Origin of the sequence: Gardnerella vaginalis, from assembly GCF_001546455.1 — a bacterium.
Classification (GTDB): domain Bacteria; phylum Actinomycetota; class Actinomycetes; order Actinomycetales; family Bifidobacteriaceae; genus Bifidobacterium; species Bifidobacterium vaginale_B.
In genome coordinates this window covers 128,494-145,945 of sequence record NZ_KQ956810.1, presented here as the reverse complement: position 1 = coordinate 145,945, position 17,452 = coordinate 128,494, and the positions used below count along the sequence as shown (strand labels likewise).

Here is a 17,452-nt window from a genome sequence, read left to right as displayed (position 1 = left end):
AAGCCAGGCAAGCCTGAAGTTGAGAAGAAGAAGAATGATGGCAAGAAGTTGCCAGGCACTGGTGTTGGTGTGACTTTGACTGCTTTGGCTGCAACCATGCTTGCTGGTATGGGTGCTGCTGTTCGCAAGGCTCGTCACTAAGCACTATGCGCGCACTCGTGTGTTTTAGAGTGCGAGTGCGCGTATAAATTAGGCTTGCGTTAGGCGGCGGCGCGTGTTTTGCGCGCTGCAGCTTGCATGCTGGGTTTAGGGTTTGCTTGGTTTGCCGAAATTTCCTTTTCTTACCTTGTAGACTCTTTATTCTGCTTGCGGGTGCTTAATGCTTGTTGCTAGAGATGGTTTTCCGCTAGGGACGGAATTCTGTTCTTTAGTTTTAAAGGCTTGTTAGAAATCTAACAAGCCTTTTTGCGTATAACATAGTTTGTATATGCCCACTTCCTGTGTTATAGGCCAAATGTGGCTTAATGAAAAAGCGATTACGGAACATCGTGCTATGATTGCACAAAATGTATAAAAAATTGTCTCAAGCACCTTTTGCTCTATAGCTCCAACAATTTCTACGCATTGTGGATAAAAGGTGTTAGAAAAATCTATAATTCAGCTGTGCATTGTTTTGGAAAAGTAAATATGCTAGAGGGTCACGCAAATTGGTGACCCCCTGCTAACAGCAATCAACACTTCCTATAGTGAAGTGAGCTTGTCGTACATATAAGCATATACAAATTTGGTTATTTTTACAAATTTAATGATTACGTGTTGCATTAATAATTTTTTCAATATAAAAACATGTTAAACGTAATTATTAAATTTAGAAGAATATACTTATAGAGTTCTAGCACAAATTGATGATGTTATTTGTAACAGTGGTGTATATTTTCCAATGAAGCGTCGTATACAAAATGACATTTTTTAATGTAAATAATGTAAATATGGGGGGTAGGTGCAAAAAGAAACCCCAGATTTGAGCACTGTTAGTATGAATAGGAGCTTTGCTCGAGTGTAGTCGCAAGTACAAAGATTTATCAGACGTCTGACGAATTGTAGTGTGATTGGTGTAGTCTACAAATCAAAAGACAAATCAGCGACGATTTCAAGGAGGATATCATGCTGAAAGCTAAATTCGTTGTAGGCGCATACGCATCGTTGCCAAAAACTCGCGAAGATCAAGAAAAATACTACGATTTGCTGGGCAAGCAAAGCTGGATTGCTGGAACAGAGATTCCATACCCAGGTGATTTGGCAGATGCGCAAAACCGCGCGTGGCTAGCAAGCGCAATACCTTCGCATTGGCATGCAAACACGATTACAGCAATTCCAGGAACAATGCGTCACATAAACTTTGACCCAGATCCAGAATTTGGACTTGCAAGCCCAAGCGAAGAAGGCAGACATCGTGCGCTGGCTTTCTTTAAGGATATTCGCGAAGCAATCGCAAACGTTGTAGACATTAGAGATAGCTGCGATATATCTCATGTAGAAATACACACGGCGCCAACTCGCTTAGCGCAAGCGGATGCAATGAAGAAGTCGCTAGAAGAACTCGCTCAGCTCGATTGGTGTGGAGCAAAGCTGGTGATTGAGCATTGCGATAGATACATTGAAGGCCAAAATCCAGAAAAGGGATTCCTGCCTCTAGAAGAAGAGATTCAGATTGCAAAAGAAGCGGGAATTGGAATTACAATCAACTGGGGTAGAAGCGTTGTAGAAGAGCGCAATGCTCAAGCGGCAGTGGAGCATGTGCGCGCGGCAAGGCAGGCTGGTGTTCTGCAAGGATTAATGTTCTCGGGGGCTGGCCCAGATGCAACGCAATACGGATATGAGTGGATTGATGGCCATTTGCCAATGAACCCAGATGAGCCGACTTCGTTAATGACGTCTAAAGAAATTCAAGAAACCACTCGCGAGGCGCTAAAAGACGATTATGCAATCGACTATTTGGGCGCAAAAGTGTGTGTTCCGCAAGATGCGAGCGTTGAGGAGCGCTTGGGATATTTGGCGCGCATTCACGATGCTGTGGCTGGAGCGCAGGCTTAGTAACAGGCTGAATAACAGGCTGGATAAACAGTAAAAGTAAAGCTCAAACGCGAGTAGAAAACGGAAATTGTTATGAACGAAGTAAAAGATTCTCGCTCTACATATCTTGCTTTTGACATAGGCGGAACAAAAATCGCATACGGATTGGTGACTTTGCCAGAGTCTTTAGAGTCTGCAGGGTCTAGCTTTGGCAATGAAAGCGCAGACTGTGCTTCTCCAACAGTAGAAGACTATGGCTCTATGCCAACAGAAGCTGCAAAAGGCGGAGAAGACATAAAGAATCGCCTAGTAGCGCGCGCAAGGCAAATATTGGAAGATGCGGCGAAAAGTGGCAAAAAAATTAGCGGAATTGGAATAGCGGCTGCAGGAGTGCCAAATAGCAAAACTGGCGAAATCGTAGCAGCTACAGACATTCTTCCAGGTTGGCGAGGTCAGCGAATTTACGACGCGTTTAAGAGCGTAACCGACTTGCCGGTTTATATGATTGGCGACGTTGGTGGCCACGGCCTTGGAGAGGCGATTTACGGTGCTGGCCGCGGAAAGTCGATTGTGTTTTCCGTTGGCATAGGCACTGGAATTGGCGGCGCGATTATTATAAACGGCAAGCTGTTTGCGGGCGCGCACGGAGTTGCTGGGCACGCTGGCCATGTTGTTAGCGATTTGGGAGTTGGCTTCGATTGCTCGTGCGGAGCGCATGCGGGGCATATTGAGCCAGTGGCCTCGGGTACGGGGCTTGCAACTCTTTACAACAGCAATCTTCCACAAGGCGGCGAGCTGGCACAAAACGGCTACGAGGTTTGTGTGCGCGCAAATTCTGGGCAGGATGCGCATGCTAAAGAGACGCTTGCTAGAAGCGGCAAGGCTTTGGGGCAGTGCGTTGCAGGAATGGCAAATCTTATAGATCCAGATGTGATTGTGCTTTCTGGCTCTGTTGTAGAAGCTGGCGATATTTGGTGGAACGCTATGCGAAGCGGGTTTGAAGACTCGGCATTAACGCTGATTAAAAGTACGCCGATTGTTAAGGGCAAACTTGGAGGATCTGCTCCGCTTATTGGCGCGGCTTTTGCTGTTCACTCAAATCGCGCTTAATCGCGCTTAATCGCGTTTAGTCGCGTTTAGTCGCGTTTGATTGCGTTTAATTTTGTTTAGTTTAGTCACATTTTAAAAAGGAGGAATCGCTATGAATCCTGTGATTGAAAAAATCAAGGGTGGCCTAGTGGTTAGCTGCCAGGCATACCCAGGGGAGCCGCTTAGGCACCCAGAAACAATGGCACAAATGGCAATGGCTGCCGTAGAAGGCGGAGCTGTTGGCATTAGATGCCAGGGGCTGTCGGATATTTCTGCGATTAAAGGGCAGGTAGATGTGCCTGTAATCGGCATTTGGAAAGATGGTCACGAAGGCGTTTACATAACTCCGACTTTGCGTCATGCGCGCTGCTGTGCTGCTGCTGGAGCGGATATTATTGCGATTGATGCAACCGATAGGCCACGCCCAGATGGGCTGACTTACGAGCAGACTGTTCGTGCCTTGCATGACGAAGGCATAGTTGTTATGGCAGATTGCGGTAACTTCGATGATGCCAAGCGCGCGGCGGATTGCGGAACGGATATTATATCTACCACTTTGGCTGGCACTTCGCCTGGAAGGCCAAAAACGGACGGCCCAGATTTTGAGCTTTTAGGCCAGATTTTGCAGGCTTTCCCAGATTATCCAATTATTTGCGAAGGGCGTATTCACACTCCAGATCAGTTGCACAAGGTTATGCAGATGGGCGCTTGGGCTGCTGTTGTTGGAACGGCGATTACACATCCAACGTCGATTACGCGCTGGTTTGCAGCAAAGTTGTAGGCGGCGAGTGGGTAGGCGGATGCGGCTGGGAGCGTTAAGGAAAAGTCGCAAGCAACCGCAGATTCGCTACGCGTGCGTAAGTAACAAATAAATAAAAATAGTGGTTATATGTGTGTCGATTATGTGCGATTTTGTTCTAATTTTTCGCGATTTAAAAAATAATCAAAATTTTCACAAATTCGACACACGCATAACTTGACATCAGACATCAGACCTCTTATGTTTGAAGTAACGTGAAAATAATGCACGCGCTATAATTTAAAATGTTTTCGCATTCGAAGATGAAATGCAAAAAACCCAAACTCAATGGTGAGGAGAAAATATGGCACGAATTAACTCGAAGCTAACCGCGGCGCTCGCCGCTGGTGTGGCAGCATTAATGATGCTTTCTGGCTGCGGTGGAGCAAAAACCCACAAGGCCGTAAAAGCAAAGACCGCTGTTAAAGACACGATTACAGCACAGGTTGCATACGCAAGCCGCGACTTTGCGCCATCTACAACCTCTGGCGCGTTGCCAATGGCAGCAAACTGGCACGTTACAGAGCCACTTTACGCTCTTGATTACAGCAACTTTAAGGTTTTCAACGCTCTTGCAAAGGGTGAGCCAAAGAAGATTTCCGATACGGAATACGAAGTAACCATTCGCGATGCCGCTAAGTTCTCTGATGGAACAGAGGTAACCGCAGGAGACGTAGTATCTTCCTTTAAGCGCACAACCGCAAAGGGCAGCCTTTACATCTCTATGCTCGACTTTATTGACTCTGTAGAAGCAAAAGACAATCGTCACGTAATCTTTAAGCTAAAGAAGGCGTTCCCACTGTTCAAGCAGCGCCTTGCTTTGATTCAGATTGTTCCAACCGCAAAGTCTGATGCAGATCTTAAGAACATGCCAATCGGCTCTGGCCCATGGAAGTATGTTTCTATTACCGATAACCAGGTGAAGTTTGAGCGCAACGATCTTTACAACGGCAAGTACAAGGCACAAGCCAAGAAGATGGTTTGGAATGTAACCGTTGACGATACTGCTCGCGTAACTGCAATGCAGGGTGGCAAGACCGACGTAATGGAAATGGTTCCAGCACAGGCATTCAACACTTTGAAGGCATCTGGATCTGAGCTTAAGACCGCACAGGGCTTTACTCTTCCATTTGTTATGTTCAACACAAAGCAGAAGCCATTTGACGACAAGCGAGTTCGCCAGGCAGCTCTCTACGCAATTGACGTAAACAAGCTGATTACAAATCAGATGAGCGGCCAGGGTGAGCCAGCAACAAGCTTCTTGCCAAAGAACTACGCAAACTACCACAAGGCAAAGAACGTTTACACCAAGAACATTGCTAAGGCAAAGAGCTTGCTTAAGGAAGCTGGCGTAAATGGTCCACTAAAGTTCACTCTTTACACCACGGATCACACTTGGATTACCCAGCTTGCTCCACAAATCAAGAACGATCTTGCTGAGATTGGCATGGATGTGGAAATCAAGTCTATGAAGTCTTCCGCACTCTACCCACAGATTACCGACCGCGACGATGCAAACTACTCCATGGTTCTTGCTCCAGGCGATCCATCCGTGTTCGGCAACGACCCAGACTTGTTGATGAGCTGGTGGTACGGCGACAACGCTTGGACCCGTCAGCGCTCCTTCTGGAAGAACTCCGAAGGATACACAAAGCTCCACGAGCTTATGGACAAGGCTTTGGCTTCCAGCAAGCCAGCTGAGCGCCAGAAGTATTGGAACCAGTGCTTCGATTTGATTAGCGACGAAGTGCCTCTGTACCCACTCTTCCATCGTAAGACTACGACCGCTGTAAAGAAGGGTGCATTGGCTGAGTGGAATGCAATCGGCTCCACTGGCATCAACCTTGTAAAAGCAAAGCTAACAAAGTAGGTGCAAGTCAAAGTAACAAACTTCATTTTCCCTAACCTCTAACCGCAAAACCGGCCCAACTGTTTACCTTTCTCGCCTTTGTGCAGATGGGCCGGTTTTGTTATGCAAAAATAACAATTTTCTTCAATGGATGTGTGGATGTCTTATGAGTAATTTTCTTAGACTTTTAGGTAGGCGACTAATCGCCCTGCCGTTCATGGCATTCGGTGTTACGTTCCTCGTATTCTTCCTTATGTCATTTTCTAAATACGATCCAGCAGTTGCAGCATTAGGCGAAAATTCGTCTCCAGCAGCTCTGGCAGCCTTCCGCCACGAAATGGGCTACGATAGGCCATGGTGGCAGCAGTTTGGGTCTTACATAGTTGGACTCTTCCAAGGAAACATGGGTGTTTACGGTGTAAACAAGGATTCCGTAGCTCAGCGAGTGGCGGATGCCTTCCCAATCACCTTGCAGTTAACCTTCATTGGCTTGTTAATCGCAATAGTCTTTGCAGTAATCTTCGGCGTTTTTGCAGCGCTTTATCGCGATACTTGGGTTGACCAAACGGTTCGCGTGCTTTCGATTATTGCAATCGCAACTCCATCCTTCTGGCTTGGCGTTCTTTTGATTTACGTTTTGCAAATCAAGCTCGCATGGCTCCCAGGTTCTGGCGATTTTGTGCCGTTCTTTGAAGATCCAGAAGCATACATGGCCAGAATGGCAATGCCTTGCTTCGCACTAGGCCTTCCAGTAGCAGGTCAGCTTACGCGAATCATACGAACCTCGATGGTAGAAGAATTGGATAAGGATTATGTGCGAACCGCAATCGGCGCAGGTATTCCAAAGAGCGTAGTGGTTGCTAGAAACGTGTTCCGCAATGCTTTGATTACACCAATCACCACTCTTGGTATGAAGATTGGTTACCTTATGGGTGGCGCAATCGTTATTGAGGTGATTTTTGCACTACCAGGAATGGGTACTGCAATGTTCGACGGCATTAATGGCAACCAGCCGATGCTTGTGCAAGGCGTTGTTTTGGTTGTTGCAATCGCATTCATCTTTATAAACATTATTGTTGATTTGCTCTACGTGTTAATCAACCCAAGAATTAGGACGGTGTGACATGCTATTTGGAAAGAATCAGGTAGTAGATGCCGCATCAAAACCAGGCATCAAATTTAATAGATTTAGCAAGATGAGCTTAGGCTCTAAAATCTCGCTTGTTGTTATTGCAATACTAGCGTTCTGCGCTGTTTTCGCACGCTTCTTAGCGCCATGCGACCCAGTAAAGATTACGCAAAATTATCAGCCGCCAACAGGAGCGCACTGGTTTGGCACCGATAACCTTGGTAGAGACGTGTTCTCGCGCGTTATGTACGGCGCTCGCTACTCGCTTGTAATCGGCTTGTCGTCTGTTATCTTTGCATTGGTGATGGGTTCGATAATCGGCGCAATCGCAGCTGTGAGCCGCACTTGGATATCTGAGCTTATAATGCGATTGATTGACGTAGTAATGTCAATCCCAGGAATCGCATTAGCGGCTGTGTGCCTTGCAATTCTTGGACAATCCATGATTGGCATCATCATTTCCATTGGCGTGCTTTACGTTCCACAAATCGCAAGAATTGTGCGCGCAAACATAATAAGCGAATATGGAAAAGACTACGTGCGTGCAGTAATCGTTTCTGGCGCTCGCGCACCTTGGATTTTGCTCAAGCACGTAACGCGTAACATTGCAGCTCCAGTTATGGTGTTCACAACGCTTTCTGTTGCAGACGCAATCGTGTTCGAAGCTTCCCTTAGCTTTATTAACGCTGGTATTCCAGAGCCAACGCCAACATGGGGCAACATTTTGTCTTCTGCTAAAGCAGGCGTTATCTTTGGTTACTGGTGGCAGGCACTGTTCCCAGGCTTAGCAATCATGATTACCGTTTTGTGCCTTAACATTCTTTCTGAGGGCATTACGGATGCAATGGTTGCAGCTCCAACCGCTCCAGTAGCTAAGACTGCTGCAGATGCGGAAGCAGCTCGCAAGGAAGACAGGATTCTTACCGACCCAGTGGCAGCTTACGAGGAGCAGCACGACGCTTTGGTTGAGTCTTTGGCAAAGCTTCGCGCGGCCGAATTAAAGCGCACGGATCGTTTGCAGCCAACGTCTACAGAGCCTCCAGTTATTGAGGTTAAAGACTTGTGCATTCAGTTCCCACGCTACGGCAGCGTAAATGTTGTAGACCACTTGAGCTTCTCTGTTCGCCCAGGCGAAACAATGGGCTTGGTTGGTGAATCTGGTTGCGGTAAGTCAATCACTTCGCTGGCGATTATGGGCTTGCTTGATCCAAAAGCTAAGATTAGCGGACAAATCCTGTTTAATGGCAAGGATCTTGTAAAGCTTAGCCCAAAGGAGCACAATGCTTTGCGCGGCCACGAGATTGCAATGGTTTACCAAGATGCTTTGTCTTCCTTAAACCCATCAATGCTGATTAAAACGCAGATGAAGCAGCTAACTTCTAGAGGTGGCACTCGTAGCGCCGAAGAGTTGTTGGAGCTTGTAGGCTTGGATCCAAAGCGCACGCTTGAATCCTACCCACACGAGCTTTCTGGCGGCCAGCGTCAGCGCGTGTTGATTGCAATGGCACTTACGCGAGATCCAAAGTTGATAATCGCAGATGAGCCAACAACCGCTTTGGACGTTACTGTTCAAAAGCAGGTGATTGATCTTCTTAACGAATTGCGCGAAAAGCTTGGATTTGCAATGGTGTTTGTAAGCCACGATTTGGCTCTTGTTGCCAAGGTTGCGCACTCGATTACCGTAATGTACGCAGGCCAGGTTGTTGAGCAAGGCTCCACCAAGGAAATCCTCACCGACCCGCATCACGAGTACACGCGTGGTTTGCTTGGCTCCGTAACCTCCATTGAGGCTGGTGCTCCAAGATTGCACCAGGTTCCAGGAACGGTTCCAAGCCCATCCGACTTCCCTAAGGGAGATCGATTCGCTCCTCGCTCTTCTCATCCAGATCAAGGACTAGACGTGCGCCCAGTAATGAAGCGCATTCCAGGAACGTGGCACTTCTACGCCGCGCCTCCAGAGCCTGAATCGGATGCACCTTCCGCAATTTTGACCGCCTCCGATCAAGGAGATGTGCGATGAACATGAATGTTAACGAAACAAACAAAGTACAGAACGAAAATGGCGATGTTCCAATCATCGAGCTGCGCGACGCCGAAGTGGTGTTCACTACTCGAGCAGGATCTGGCTTATTCCATAAGAACAAGATTACAGCCGTAAACAAGGTAAATCTTAAGCTTATGCCAGGCAAGACGATTGGTATTGTTGGTGAATCTGGCTGCGGAAAGTCTACTACTGCAAACATTATGTGCGGACTCCAGCAGGTTACAAGCGGCAAGGTTTTGTTTAAAGGGCAAGACGTTACGCACCGAACCGCAAAAGAGCGCATGGATATTGGACGCGTGGTTTCCGTTGTGTTCCAGGATCCAGCAATGGCTTTGAATGCTCGTATGAGTGTGATTGATCAGCTGATTGACCCGCTTGTTGTGCACAAGATTGGAAGCAAGGCTGAGCGCGATGCTAGAGCCAAGGAGCTAATCCGAATGGTTGGTTTGCCTCATTCTGTTCTTGGCGCTTTGCCAGGTCAGCTTTCTGGCGGCCAGCGTCAGCGTGTGGCAATCGCTCGTGCGCTTTCGCTTAATCCAGATGCAATAATCGCAGATGAGCCAACTTCTGCTTTGGATGTTTCTGTGCGTGCTCAGATTTTGAATCTTCTTTCCGACTTAAAGAAGAGGCTGAATCTTTCCATGGTGTTTATTAGCCACGATATTCAAACAATCCGATACATATCTGACGAAGTTGTTGTTATGAATCACGGAACGATTGTTGAGCGCGGCGAAACTCACCAGGTGATTAATAATCCGCAGGATGCGTACACAAAGATTCTGATGGGCGCGGCGCCTTCGCTGCTGCATCCAACGGAAGAAGAGTGCAAGTAAGCGGCAGGTGCTAGTCGCTAGCTTAAATGCGCGGGCGGTCTGCTAAGACCTGCAGTAAATCCATGCAGGCCGCCCATTAATTGCAAAACCTAAAATCATAAGTCATAAGTCATAAATCATAAATCATAAAAAGTCATAAAAAATACGAAAGAAGTTTAATCATGGCAGAAAAATTCCACGGCGTTATTCCACCAGTAGTTACGCCATTAACGGCAGACGGCGAAGTAGACGTTGTTAGCTTTGAGCGCTCTCTTAACCGCATGATTGAGGCAGGCGTAGATGGGCTGTTTACACTTGGATCTTCTGGCGAAGTGGCATTTAGCACAGATAAGCGCCGTCGCGAAATCATTGAAACCGTAATGCGCATTGTTGACGGCCGCGTGCCAGTGTTGGTTGGCTGCATCGATACGGAAACAAACCGCGTTATTGAGCATGCAAAGGAAGCCAAGGAGCTTGGAGCATCTGCAATCGTTGCAACAGCGCCATTCTATGCACTCGGCGGCATGGCAGAAGTTGAGCGTCACTTCCGCCTTATTCACGAAGCTGTTCCAGATTTGCCTCTGTTTGCTTACGATATTCCAGTTTGCGTGCACACAAAGCTTCCAGGCGGTTTGCTTGTAAAGCTTGGCAAAGATGGCGTGCTTGCTGGCGTTAAGGATTCTTCCAACGACGACGTATCGTTTAGGTTCCTTGTAGACGACAACAACAAGGCTGGCCACCCATTGACTTTGCTTACGGGCCAAGAGGTTGTTGTTGATGGAGCATACATGGCTGGCGCAGACGGCTCTGTTCCAGGTCTTGCAAACGTTGAGGCCACTGGCTACGTGCGCATGTGGAAGGCTGCTCAGGCTGGCGATTGGGCAACGGTTAAGAAGGAGCAGGATTGGCTTGCTGCTTTGATGCGAATCGTTACTGTTCCTAGCGGAGTGGCAGGCTTTGGCGCTGGCGTTGGAGCGTTTAAGACCGCAATGGCATTGCTTGGTGTGTTTGACACAAATCAGATGCCAGACCCAGTTTGCCCACTTAAGGGAGAAAATGTTGAAGCCGTGGCTGGCGTTCTTAAGGAAGTTGGCTTGACTTTGGCAAAGACTCCGCAAGAAGTAAGCGATTCCACTAAGTAGCGACTTAAGTGCGTATCTTAAGCGCGTATCTTAAGTAAAAATCATAAATAATCATAAATAATCTAATAAAGCCTTTTATTTATGGTGCATAGTAAGTAAATAGTGTTGCGGTGTGCGTTAATTCGCATGCCGCAATGCTAATAATTGCTTAAAGCTTTAAAGGAGAAGCAAAGATGGCAGAAGTTATTATTGTAAAAGATCAGGATGAAGCTGGCGAGCTCTACGCAAAAGCAGTTGTAGATTTGATTAGTCGCAAGCCAGACGCAGTACTTGGCTTGGCTACGGGGTCTAGCCCATTAAAGGCCTACGAGCATCTTGCAAAGCTTGTTAAAGAAAATAATGTTGACGTTAGTCGCGTGCGCGGATTTGCGCTTGACGAGTACATTGGATTGCCATTAGAGCACGAGCAGTCCTACCACAGCACAATTCGCAGAACCGTAACCGATTTAATCGGCCTAAACCCAGATTTAGTGCACGTTCCAGGAGATGTTCTTAACGGAGCGCCATTAAGCGAGGGCAGCAAGATTGCACACGCTGGAGCTGACTACGATGCTGCGATTGCGGCCGCTGGCGGAATCGATGTGCAAATCTTGGGAATTGGCTCCGACGGCCACGTTGGATTTAACGAGCCAGGATCTTCGCTTGCATCTGGAACGCGCGTAAAAACCTTAACCGAGCAGACTCGCGTAGATAATCGCAGATTCTTCGACGGAGATATTAACCAGGTTCCAACTCACTGCATAACCCAAGGAATTGGAACGATTTTGCGCGCTAAGCATCTTGTTCTTCTTGCGTTTGGCTCTAATAAGGCAGATGCTGTGGCGGCAACGCTAGAAGGCGGAGTAAGCTCTCTATGCCCAGCTTCCGCGCTGCAAATGCATCCGCATGCAACTGTGATTGTAGACGAAGACGCAGCAAGCAAGCTTAAGTTGGCAGACTACTATCGTTGGGTGTACGCAAATAAGCCATCTTGGCAGGGAATCTGATAGATCCGATACATCTTATAGATCCGATACCTCTGATAGATAAGTCTAAAATTAAGTAACGTATTCAAAAGCACAAACTTCAAAAGCACAAACGCAGGTGGGTTAAATGTCAAAAAATGCATACTTAGATGCCGTAAATAAGATTGATGATTCACTAAAATCAAACGAGGGGCGCAGTTTTGTAGTGCGCAACGTAAGCGTTGTAGACGCGCGCGGAATTGTTCCTAACGCTTGGATTTTGGTTAAAGATGGCGTGATTTTAGAAACGGGCATTTTAGACGAAGACCTTGCGCTGGCGATTAATGCTTGCGGCTTGCGCGCATCTGACTTAAATGTTGTAGACGGCGGCGGCTATTTTGCTGCGCCAGGCTATATTGATTTGCACGCTCACGGAGCTTGGGAGCATTCGTTTGACGACGGTGCCGAAGGGATTGCCATTGCGCGCGCGTATCACATGCTTCACGGAACAACTAGGCAAGTTCTTAGCTTGATTACAAATCCTCTTGATGTAATGCAAGAGAATTTGCGCACCGTTAAGCGCGTTATGCAAACGCGACCAGATGTGCTTGGATCTCACTTAGAGGGGCCGTTCTTGGCGCTTTCTAGAAAAGGCGCGCACGACCCTAATTGCCTAGTGGACCCTACCCCCGAGCGTGTTGAGGCGCTGCTTGAGGCGGCGGATGGCACTTTGCGCCAGATTACTCTGGCTCCAGAGCGAGAACACGGCATGGAGGCTATTAAGCGCTTTGTACAGGCTGGCGTAATTCCAGCAGTGGGGCATTGCGACGCAGATTATAAAACCGCGCGCGCGGCTTTTAACGCTGGCTCTACGCTTATGACTCACATGTTTAACGCTATGAACGGCATTCATCACCGCAAGCCAGGCCCAATTCCTGCAGCTTTGGAAGACCCGCGAGTAACGATTGAGCTTATTAACGACGGCTTCCACGTTGAAAACCCTGTTTTGCAAATGGCGTTTAAGGCGGCAGCTGGAAGGATTGCGTTTGTAACGGATGCAATGGCTGCAACAGGATGCGCGGATGGCGCTTATAAGCTTGGCGCTTTAGACGTTACGGTTACGGGCGGTCACGCAAGGCTTGTTTCTAATGGCGCTATTGCGGGATCTACTTTGATTCTAGAAGTTGCTATTAAGCGCGCTGTTAAAGAGCTTGGAATCGGATTGCCAGAGGCCATTGCTGCGGCAACCGTTGTTCCTGCTCACGTGCTTGGAGTAGATAAGCCGAATGCTATAACTGGCGCTCCTTTGGGCTTGGTTGAAAAGGGGTACGCGGCCGATTTGCTTTTGCTTAATCCAGGAACTTTGGCAGTTGAGCACGTTTGGTGCGACGGCCATAAAATTTCGTAACGGAAATCGTATCGTTGCGATTAATCGTGATGCTGTAGTACTCAGGCATCACCATTGAAGATGAAAGAACCGCTCCTTAAACTAGAGCGGTTCTTCCATTTTATAGAATGTATGTGCTTCAGTGCTTTTGCAGTCTATTAAGCAAAATCGACTGAATTGGCTCGTAATGGCTATTTACAGCCTGCCTATATCCGTCTGCGTCTCCCGCAATAGCCGTTTTAAGCATAAGTTCGTGCGCTCTAGCGGTTTTTTCAAGCTCGTCCGAAACTTCCAGCCCCAATTGTGGCAAAACAGCCATATGCACAAGCCACAAGCATCGCACAAATTGCTCTGCAATCGTATTGTTTACCGCGCGCAAAATGCCCGTGTGGAAAGCAATATCTTGTTCCAAGAACGTTTTTCCAGCATGCGCTTCTTTAGTCATTGTTTCCGAAAGCGCTTCCAGCTCTGGATGCTGCGTTCCCTTAAGCGACTCAACAACTTTATCCGCGCATCCAAGGTCTAGGAATTTGCGCATTTCCACAACGTCACTCAAGTCTTCAAAATTCTTATTAATGGAGATTAAAGATCGGAATGCAAGCGTTTCCACCATTGGATCCAAAGACAAGGAGCCAACAAACATGCCTTTTCCTTGTTTAACTTCCACAATGTTAAGCGCTTCCAGCTTGCGAATGGCCTCGCGCACCGACGATCTTGATGCGCCAATCAAATTGCATAGCATTGGCTCGGTTGGAAGCATATCTTTTGGCTGCAAACGCTCTCTTAATATAAGCGACCTGATTGCGTCCATTGTTTCGTCGCAGCGCTTTCTTGCTGCGATTGGAGCGGAGTTTGAGCTTGCCTGCAATAGCGATAAGCGGTCTAGTGTTGTCATCTCATCGTCTTCGTGCTTGCTAAATGTCTCTTCCATTTTGGCCCCTTTCAGTTCGCGTGAGTCTTCCCTCTTTTGAATCTTTTGAATCTTTTGAATCTTTTGTTTTTTCGTTTTTGCCTATTGTGTTTTTGAAACCTGTTTGCAAACTATCTTGCCGCCAAAGCGAGGAATCTATTGCTGTTATATAAATTCCAGTAGTCTCTTTTTCCCACAGTAGTTGCAAAGTGTGTTTATTGCTAGAGGTAAGGCATTGATAAACGTGGTGGAATGGGTTTATGCACACATTTTTTTGCCACGTTTTGCCGCCGTCGAAGCTAAATCGCACAACTCCGCGGCCGCGGTACGGCATCATTTGGCTTGCGTTTGCAAATGCTATGCAGTCTGCGTTTCCCTCGTTTTCGCCGCTAAAGCAGGTTGCGCTTGGCTGGCTGAATATCTCGGGCAAGCTTTGGTCAAAAATCAGCTCGCTCCACGTTTCGCCGCAATCGTGGCTAATGGCCTTGCCTACACAGCCCGAGCGATTTTGATTGCGGAAGAACGCCAGAATATCGCCATTTTTGCGCTCTACAAACACGGTTTCGGAGCTTGTTGCATCGTCGTCTTGCATTGTTGCGGGGTCTACGATTTTGCCGCCCATTAATCGTCCTTCGTTAATCATTTTGCCTCGGCGCCACGTTTTGCCGTCGTCGTCCGAAATAAGCGCTCCCGAAGAATAGTGCGATTTGCTTTGGCCGCTGCAATAGAATGGCACAAGTATTCTGCCGTAATGTTTTTCGCTGCGCCTAATAACAATTCCGTTCCCTGGGCATACTCCAGCGAAGCTCATCCACGGTTCTTTAACCATGTGGTCAATTAAGCGTGGTGCGCTCCACGTTTCGCCGTCGTCGTCCGAGTAGATTTGCGCTATGTAGCAAGTTTTTTCGGCGAATAATGGCTGATTTTTGCTCGCTGTTTCGGGTGATTGCCATATGTTCCACGTGGAACGGTCGCAAGTTTGATTATTGTGCAATCCGCTGCTCAGGTCTCCGCTCAAATCGCCATTTTTTATGCTTCCATCTGGGTAAATTAGCCAGTTTGTTGCGCATTCTTTTTCGCTGGAATCGCATGGCAATTTTACGGCCGCGCTTGCGTCCATTGCCGCCGCATAGTGGCCACCTAAGCGGTCTATAAGCTTGATTCTTCCGCAAGCGTCCACGCCTACAGCTGTTTTGCAATTTGTTAGCCCAATTCCGCCAGGATTAATGTCAATTAATACGTTGATTCTTTCGCTTTTGCCCTCTGGGTCTAAAACAGGGCAGGAGTCGATTGCGCTGGCGCCCAGTTTTCCAAGGTTTTTGCCAGGCATATTGATTACGGTTTGCAAAGGCTCCCACGTTTTTCCGCCGTCTGCGGATCTGCGAATCACAAAGTTTATGTGATTTGGAGCGTCGTTCGAAACGCTTGTTCGCTGGTCTGCTCCCGCGATTAGCGTTCCCATGCGCGTTTTTACAAGCGACGGTATTCTGTAGCTGCGAGAGCCTGCGTAGCCTGTGTCAAATAGTGCGGTTGTTACAAGCGGTTTTACTCTCGATATTCTTTGGATTTGGCCTTCGCTTAGCGCACTAAAGTAGATTCCGCCCGTTCTGGCTTCGCCCATTAATCGCACTCCGCGCAGGTTTTCGCCAATGCTTACGGCGTCTAAGTCTGGTATGTTTGCAAACCAGAATTGGCCTATGTTGTGCGACTGGCTGTATCCGTCTACGTAAATGTCGGTTGCTCCGCGATTTGCACGAATAATCAAGTCGTGCCATTCGCCGTCGTCAATGCTTGCGGCTGCTTCGATTGCGCTTTTTACGCCCGTCTCGCTGTCAATTAGCGTGATTTTTATGCCTTCTGGACCCGCGTACACGCTTATTTTTTCGCTAGGTTCTTGCTTAGTTTTTGTTCCGGCAGTTCCGGCAGTTCCAGCAGTTCCAGCTGCAAAAAGCACTCCGTGTTGGCCTGGCCCGCGCAATCTAAATTGAATGTGCAGCGTTCCGCTGGCCTTGCAAGATATGCGTTTTATGTCTCTTGCGCAAATCGTAGGCCCCGCAAACCATATGTCTGGCTGCGCCTGAGTGGCCGAATTTGCAATTTCTTCTGGCTGCGGCAAGTGGCTTGAGTGGTAAAAGTCGTAGATTTGCGAAGATTCTGCCTGCGCTGCACAAGCTTCCGCCGCTTTTGCGCACACTCTTTGCGGTCCAAGATTCGTTGCGCTCGCAAAGCACTGGTATCCGTCTAAATAGAATCGGCTTCCAAAACTTCCGTACGTTATTGCAAAATCGTGTTCGCGCCCGTTGCTCGCGCCTAGTGCATCTTCCATGTGCAATGCAATTTCTTTTGCACCATTTGCGTCGGCACTATCTTCTAAAAGATTTTGCGCACTAAGCAGGGGAGCATCTTCTTTAATACTTATTTTTATTATTGGAGTTGCGTGTTCCTGTAGAGCAGAAGCTTCCGATTCTTGTGCGGGCTTAATATTTAATAAATCACAATCTGCATTTGCTACAAATTTGAACCCTATTATTCCTTCGTTTTGATTCCCGTGATTCCCGCTATTTTCGCTAGCTGGTGTAATTTTTATTGTGGCATGGTTGAATCGCGTGTGTGCCGAACCCCCGATATTGGCAATTTCTTCACCCAGGTTCGTCGTCTTCGTTGAACGACGTTCCATTTTAGTCCTCCATGACCGTAAAAATTAAAACCACTATGTTTTAACACGTCTGACGTCTTATGACGTTCACTATTCAGTCTATCACACATTTTTAAGCAAATGCACAATTGTTGCATATGATGTTGCAATATGATGCTACAAAATAAGAAAGAACGTTGAAAAATCAACGTTCCTAAAGAGTGCGAACGGCGGGACTTGAACCCGCACGAGTATACACTCACTGCCACCTGAAGACAGCGCGTCTACCATTCCGCCACGTTCGCATACAGACCACAAAGCTACCATATTTGCACTCTTTTCGCAAATATGACCCTAGTGTGTTGATGCAAATTATCCGTAATCGATTAGATAGCGCCGCCAAACTGTGTGGAGATTCGAGATTTTTCGCAGCTATCGAAGCGAGCCTCAGCATGAAATGGTGACTCGCCGAGAGAGCAAGAAAAATCGAGAATCTCAGGCGACTAGCGATACGCAATTGTTCAAGCATGCAAGAGGGCTGGGTGATTCTTGGTCGAACAGTATAAGAGCGGCAGCCGATACCAAATAATCCAATGACTCACCCTACAAACAAACTTCAATCCAAAAAACAAAATCAAAGCCAAGTCGGAACAACCGCAACGCCATGCTACACGTAATAGGCGGAGCGTTGTGAGACAA

General features: G+C 47.5%; 12 protein-coding genes and 1 tRNA gene. 10 read left to right on the top strand and 3 right to left on the bottom strand.

The window, feature by feature from the left end; translation table 11 throughout:
• The first annotated feature begins 1,104 nt into the window (after window positions 1-1,104).
• From HMPREF3216_RS01505 to nagA, 10 genes are all read left to right on the top strand, one after another.
• Complete coding sequence (locus HMPREF3216_RS01505) at window positions 1,105-2,034, top strand: DUF4862 family protein (protein WP_060786616.1); 930 nt, start codon at window positions 1,105-1,107, stop codon at window positions 2,032-2,034.
• A 72-nt stretch (window positions 2,035-2,106) separates the two neighbouring features.
• Complete coding sequence (locus HMPREF3216_RS01500; protein WP_060786615.1) at window positions 2,107-3,123, top strand: ROK family protein; 1,017 nt, start codon at window positions 2,107-2,109, stop codon at window positions 3,121-3,123.
• Between the two features lie 91 nt (window positions 3,124-3,214).
• Window positions 3,215-3,883, top strand: a complete 669-nt coding sequence (locus tag HMPREF3216_RS01495) for an N-acetylmannosamine-6-phosphate 2-epimerase (RefSeq protein ID WP_004131256.1) — start codon at window positions 3,215-3,217, stop codon at window positions 3,881-3,883.
• A 322-nt stretch (window positions 3,884-4,205) separates the two neighbouring features.
• Window positions 4,206-5,771, top strand: a complete 1,566-nt coding sequence (locus HMPREF3216_RS01490) for an ABC transporter substrate-binding protein (RefSeq protein WP_060786614.1) — start codon at window positions 4,206-4,208, stop codon at window positions 5,769-5,771.
• Between the two features lie 196 nt (window positions 5,772-5,967).
• Window positions 5,968-6,873 carry an ABC transporter permease gene (locus HMPREF3216_RS01485; RefSeq protein ID WP_060786613.1) on the top strand — a complete coding sequence of 302 codons (906 nt, stop codon included), beginning with the start codon at window positions 5,968-5,970 and terminating at the stop codon, window positions 6,871-6,873.
• A gap of 1 nt (window position 6,874) precedes the next feature.
• Window positions 6,875-8,899, top strand: a complete 2,025-nt coding sequence (locus HMPREF3216_RS01480; RefSeq protein ID WP_060786612.1) for a dipeptide/oligopeptide/nickel ABC transporter permease/ATP-binding protein — start codon at window positions 6,875-6,877, stop codon at window positions 8,897-8,899.
• Window positions 8,896-9,756 (top strand): ABC transporter ATP-binding protein, encoded by an 861-nt coding sequence (locus tag HMPREF3216_RS01475; protein ID WP_060786611.1) that lies wholly within the window; start codon window positions 8,896-8,898, stop codon window positions 9,754-9,756. Before HMPREF3216_RS01480 ends, HMPREF3216_RS01475 begins: the two co-directional genes overlap by 4 nt.
• Before the next feature lie 161 nt (window positions 9,757-9,917).
• A complete protein-coding gene (locus HMPREF3216_RS01470; protein ID WP_016635892.1) occupies window positions 9,918-10,877 on the top strand; it encodes a dihydrodipicolinate synthase family protein in 960 nt (319 codons plus the stop codon).
• Window positions 10,878-11,050: 173 nt separating this feature from the next.
• Window positions 11,051-11,863, top strand: coding sequence for a glucosamine-6-phosphate deaminase (gene nagB, locus HMPREF3216_RS01465; protein ID WP_004132426.1), 813 nt, complete (start codon window positions 11,051-11,053; stop codon window positions 11,861-11,863).
• 106 nt (window positions 11,864-11,969) lie between these two features.
• Window positions 11,970-13,229 (top strand): N-acetylglucosamine-6-phosphate deacetylase, encoded by a 1,260-nt coding sequence (gene nagA, locus HMPREF3216_RS01460; RefSeq protein WP_060786610.1) that lies wholly within the window; start codon window positions 11,970-11,972, stop codon window positions 13,227-13,229.
• A gap of 118 nt (window positions 13,230-13,347) precedes the next feature.
• Here nagA and HMPREF3216_RS01455 read toward each other — a convergent pair whose 3' ends face one another.
• The 3 genes from HMPREF3216_RS01455 to HMPREF3216_RS01445 all read right to left on the bottom strand — a co-directional run bounded on the left by HMPREF3216_RS01455 (window position 13,348) and on the right by HMPREF3216_RS01445 (window position 17,058).
• Complete coding sequence (locus HMPREF3216_RS01455) at window positions 13,348-14,139, bottom strand: FadR/GntR family transcriptional regulator (RefSeq protein WP_060786609.1); 792 nt, start codon at window positions 14,137-14,139, stop codon at window positions 13,348-13,350.
• Window positions 14,123-16,795, bottom strand: coding sequence for a sialidase family protein (locus tag HMPREF3216_RS01450; protein WP_060786608.1), 2,673 nt, complete (start codon window positions 16,793-16,795; stop codon window positions 14,123-14,125). The genes HMPREF3216_RS01455 and HMPREF3216_RS01450 overlap by 17 nt, the downstream gene beginning before the upstream one ends.
• Window positions 16,796-16,975: 180 nt before the next feature.
• Window positions 16,976-17,058 (bottom strand) — tRNA-Leu (locus HMPREF3216_RS01445).
• Window positions 17,059-17,452 lie beyond the last annotated feature (394 nt).

What these genes read in the sequence shown, in the direction of transcription:
- HMPREF3216_RS01505 (WP_060786616.1), top strand. Translation starts at nt 1,105, where the DNA reads ATGCTGAAAGCTAAATTCGTTGTAGGCGCATACGCATCGTTGCCAAAA.
- HMPREF3216_RS01500 (WP_060786615.1), top strand. Translation starts at nt 2,107, where the DNA reads ATGAACGAAGTAAAAGATTCTCGCTCTACATATCTTGCTTTTGACATA.
- HMPREF3216_RS01495 (WP_004131256.1), top strand. Translation starts at nt 3,215, where the DNA reads ATGAATCCTGTGATTGAAAAAATCAAGGGTGGCCTAGTGGTTAGCTGC.
- HMPREF3216_RS01490 (WP_060786614.1), top strand. Translation starts at nt 4,206, where the DNA reads ATGGCACGAATTAACTCGAAGCTAACCGCGGCGCTCGCCGCTGGTGTG.
- HMPREF3216_RS01485 (WP_060786613.1), top strand. Translation starts at nt 5,968, where the DNA reads ATGGCATTCGGTGTTACGTTCCTCGTATTCTTCCTTATGTCATTTTCT.
- HMPREF3216_RS01480 (WP_060786612.1), top strand. Translation starts at nt 6,875, where the DNA reads ATGCTATTTGGAAAGAATCAGGTAGTAGATGCCGCATCAAAACCAGGC.
- HMPREF3216_RS01475 (WP_060786611.1), top strand. Translation starts at nt 8,896, where the DNA reads ATGAACATGAATGTTAACGAAACAAACAAAGTACAGAACGAAAATGGC.
- HMPREF3216_RS01470 (WP_016635892.1), top strand. Translation starts at nt 9,918, where the DNA reads ATGGCAGAAAAATTCCACGGCGTTATTCCACCAGTAGTTACGCCATTA.
- nagB (WP_004132426.1), top strand. Translation starts at nt 11,051, where the DNA reads ATGGCAGAAGTTATTATTGTAAAAGATCAGGATGAAGCTGGCGAGCTC.
- nagA (WP_060786610.1), top strand. Translation starts at nt 11,970, where the DNA reads ATGTCAAAAAATGCATACTTAGATGCCGTAAATAAGATTGATGATTCA.
- HMPREF3216_RS01455 (WP_060786609.1), bottom strand. Translation starts at nt 14,139, where the DNA reads ATGGAAGAGACATTTAGCAAGCACGAAGACGATGAGATGACAACACTA.
- HMPREF3216_RS01450 (WP_060786608.1), bottom strand. Translation starts at nt 16,795, where the DNA reads ATGGAACGTCGTTCAACGAAGACGACGAACCTGGGTGAAGAAATTGCC.